Source organism: Aliikangiella sp. G2MR2-5 (genome assembly GCF_015687155.1).
Classification (GTDB): domain Bacteria; phylum Pseudomonadota; class Gammaproteobacteria; order Enterobacterales; family Kangiellaceae; genus Aliikangiella.
In genome coordinates this window covers 1-3,374 of record NZ_JADPQF010000013.1, presented here as the reverse complement: position 1 = coordinate 3,374, position 3,374 = coordinate 1, and the positions used below count along the sequence as shown (strand labels likewise).

The following is a 3,374-nucleotide window of genomic DNA, read 5'->3' as shown; positions in this document are numbered from 1 at the left end:
ACGCTTCGTAGGCGAGCCAAATCTAAGTCTTCATTTTCACTTCTTCTCGCTTCCCTGAATTCCTTATCGCCGAGCACTGATAAAACATTTCCTTTGTTGTAGAAACGTTTAATATCTTCATCAATACCTTTTTCAACATAATTAGCATATCCCACATAGCGTTGTCTTTGTCCCAGCATTTGATAGATTTTCTCCCGGTATAACCAATCTGGTGCTTTGACCTTATTGAGATAAGCTGCATAGCTCGACCACCGATAATCTTCCAATTGATTGACCATAACTCGTTTAACTTCCAGCGGATTGCGATGGATATATCGGCTGAGTTGAAGTAGGTACGCATCGGCATCCAACAAAATTGATTTATAACGTCCTCTGAACAAAGGGCCATCAACCTTCTTGAGTCGGTTATAACGTTGGGTGTAAAGTCCATTGATGTGCTTCATTATCTGGCCGAGATTCGCCTTAGGGGTTTCAATCAATAGATGGTAATGGTTGCTCATCAAGCAATAAGCGTGAATGACGGCATCAAATCGTTGATGTGCCTCTTCGAGAGTCTTAAGAAAGGCCTCAAAGTAGCGCGTATCATGAAATATGGTGCGTCGATGACGACCACGATTCATCACATGATGAAAAGCACCTTGGTATTCTATGCGGGTGGGTCTAGGCATGGTTAATTATCATACAGCAAGCATTGTTCATTGTAAAATGTGCCTGACCCCTTATCTCCGGTTATAAAATAGCAAAATATCAGCAACGATTAACCTTTAATATTTCCCTTTATTACGCAGGCTTCATAAAGGCTACGCTACTATATTTTTAATTACATTAGTTAAATGTTTGCTCAATCTTTGTAATTAATAGACCTTTTAAGTCTGATTTAGATAGAACAGAGTAAGCTTTCTCATCACAAATAATAAGAGGATGTTTTTCGTCATTCGAAGCGAACTCCAAGTCAGTTTTCGCAAAGTTTCCTTTACGAATACTTGACTCCAATAATACTACAGGGCTTGCTCCAACTACTGATTCATAATTATTACACTCAGAACACTTCTCTTCGAATATTAATCCTTTTCTGCCTGAGTCAAAACGAATAACTGAGTCAGGAAGAATCCAATAATAGTCGTTGTTTAGCTGATAAAAATTGAGTCCTGTTAACTCGTTAGCTTCACAAACATCTTTAAACCTACTTGAAACAACGGTCACTCCATCATAACTGCAAGAAATATCTGCCTTTAAACGTTTGGATATTTTTGTATTGGATAAATCTTCATTCCACTTGTCCAAAAGTTCGTTACATTCAGGGCATCTCTTAAACTCCCCTTCATCAAAAAAGTATAAATCGTTATCGTGACAACTTATTTTATATAGCATTTTTCACCTACAAGTGTGGATGTTGACTAAAGAAGTCTTTTGCTGCCTGAGTATATCTACTCCCCGGCCCCCGGTAAAAATCTCTCAAAGCCTCTAATCTTTGTTTTCTGGTAAAGTGTTCTCTTATAGCACTTCCTGGGTTATTACTTTGGGGGCGCATATGATGTCCATTTTGGTTCACTCTATCTCTCAGAAACTTATTCATGTCTCTGTGTAATTGCCTATGTTGCCAATCAGACATTCTTGTTAATGGTTGATTTGGTTTTCCACCCAAAAACTTAGGGTCTGAATGATGTTCATGAGTATTGGCGCACTCATCTTCATCCCCATCATCACCAAAAGGATTTGTTCCCCAAAAGTCAGCAAAAGGACTCTCGCCAAATAACTGGCTTTGAACATCACTATCTAGAGTTGCTCCTCCACCTAATTGATTTTGTGGAGAACTAACGCCACTGTTTTTCGACCAATCGCTAGGGTCAGGTGAATAAATATCATATGGATCATACTTCTGTTTAGATAGGTCTGCTGAACTCCCTCCTCCGGGAGGTACTGGTCTTGTTGGACAAAGGATACCAACACACAACCCATAAGGGTCACTATACATTACTGGGTTACCCAACACATACCCATAAGTATTAATCCCCCCAGCTAACCCAATCGGGTCACTCTGAATGTACCTTCCAATCTCCGGGTCGTAATCCCGGAAGTAGTTGTAATGTAAACCCGACTCATCGTCATAATATTGGCCGGGGAAACGAATATTATTAACAATAGTTTCATTGGTCACCGTTGCTAATCCAAATGGCGTATGACTGGCTTGCCAAACAATATTTTGATTCGCATCGGTCATTAACTCTGGCGCACCTAAGTGAGAGTTATGATAAAAATAAACATCATCACCAATCACTTGCGCAAAAGGCTGACCATTAAAGTAAACATACTCTTTTTGAATATTTCCGTTACCATCGGCTTCGGCAATTAACTGACCATTTAAATCAAAAATGTAATGGGTTTCGACGCCGCTTCGCGTTTTAACACTACGCTCTCCTTTGGCGTTGTATTGATAGTTGGTAACCAGACCGCCCACGCTACTGGTCGCCATTCGGTTGGCATCGTTATAGGAGAAAGTGAATTCACCTTTCTGGATGGTGTTGCCGTTGGGGTCGTAGGTGAACGCTGTATTAACTGTTTCCCCTTTGGCAGCATAACGTTCAGAAACCTGCTCCGGTGTAAGCACCTGATTAAAAATTGCCACATCATCAATTAGTCCTTTGAAATTGTGGGAATTTCCATACATGGTGCCCGCACCAATTGTCAGGTTTTCAGTGTGATATCTAATGCTGTAGGTCAAGCTCAGTACTTTTTCACCATCAACATAAAGGCTGCTTCCGTTTTCAACACCTCCCTGGAATGAAAATATAATATGATGCCATTTATCATCATTAAGCCTGATACCGGTATAGTGACGCTTATTGATTTTGTAGTCATATACCATTAACTCGTTATCTATCATAAATACACCGTAGGCATATTTTTTTGCGACTATTGCTCTTGAACCAGCTCCCGCATCACTGGTTTTTACCCAGGCTTCAACGGTCGCAGTGCTTATCTTCCAGTTTCCAAGCTTAATAAATGAGCCGGTTGCGCCATTAAAATATGCGCTTCTAGCACTGTCAGGAGAACCTGCTTGTTCCAGAGTGACACCTCCATAAACAGTCCCGAAATCGCCTGCGATAGAATCATAAACATATTGACTGCCTGCAGCCTCTTCCAATTTGTATTTCAGGTTGGGAGTTTCTATGGAGCTAACTGTATTTTCATCGAGTATTGTATCTTTCAACTCAAGCAAAGAGGACTGGTTAGCATATGAGAGTATGCTACTTTTTTCGCTGTCAGCGCGACTGCTTCGATTACCTATTGCGTCATAACGATAGATCGTAGTTTCTTGCGAGTTATTAGCATTGATTAGCCGCTGCAACTCATCATACTGATAAGTCTCTATT

Annotated in this window: 3 protein-coding genes; all 3 read right to left on the bottom strand. The window is 40.5% G+C overall.

Annotated elements, in window-relative coordinates:
- Positions 1-668: transposase (locus tag IYN84_RS20780; RefSeq protein WP_196141204.1), on the bottom strand; the 668-nt coding region annotated here is incomplete at its 3' end.
- Between the two features lie 157 nt (positions 669-825).
- Positions 826-1,371: a hypothetical protein gene (locus tag IYN84_RS20775; protein ID WP_196141203.1), complete on the bottom strand. Its 546-nt coding sequence runs from the start codon at positions 1,369-1,371 to the stop codon at positions 826-828.
- A gap of 7 nt (positions 1,372-1,378) precedes the next feature.
- Positions 1,379-3,374 (bottom strand): RHS repeat-associated core domain-containing protein (locus IYN84_RS21610; protein WP_305852104.1); only part of this gene is annotated, 1,996 nt, incomplete at its 5' end.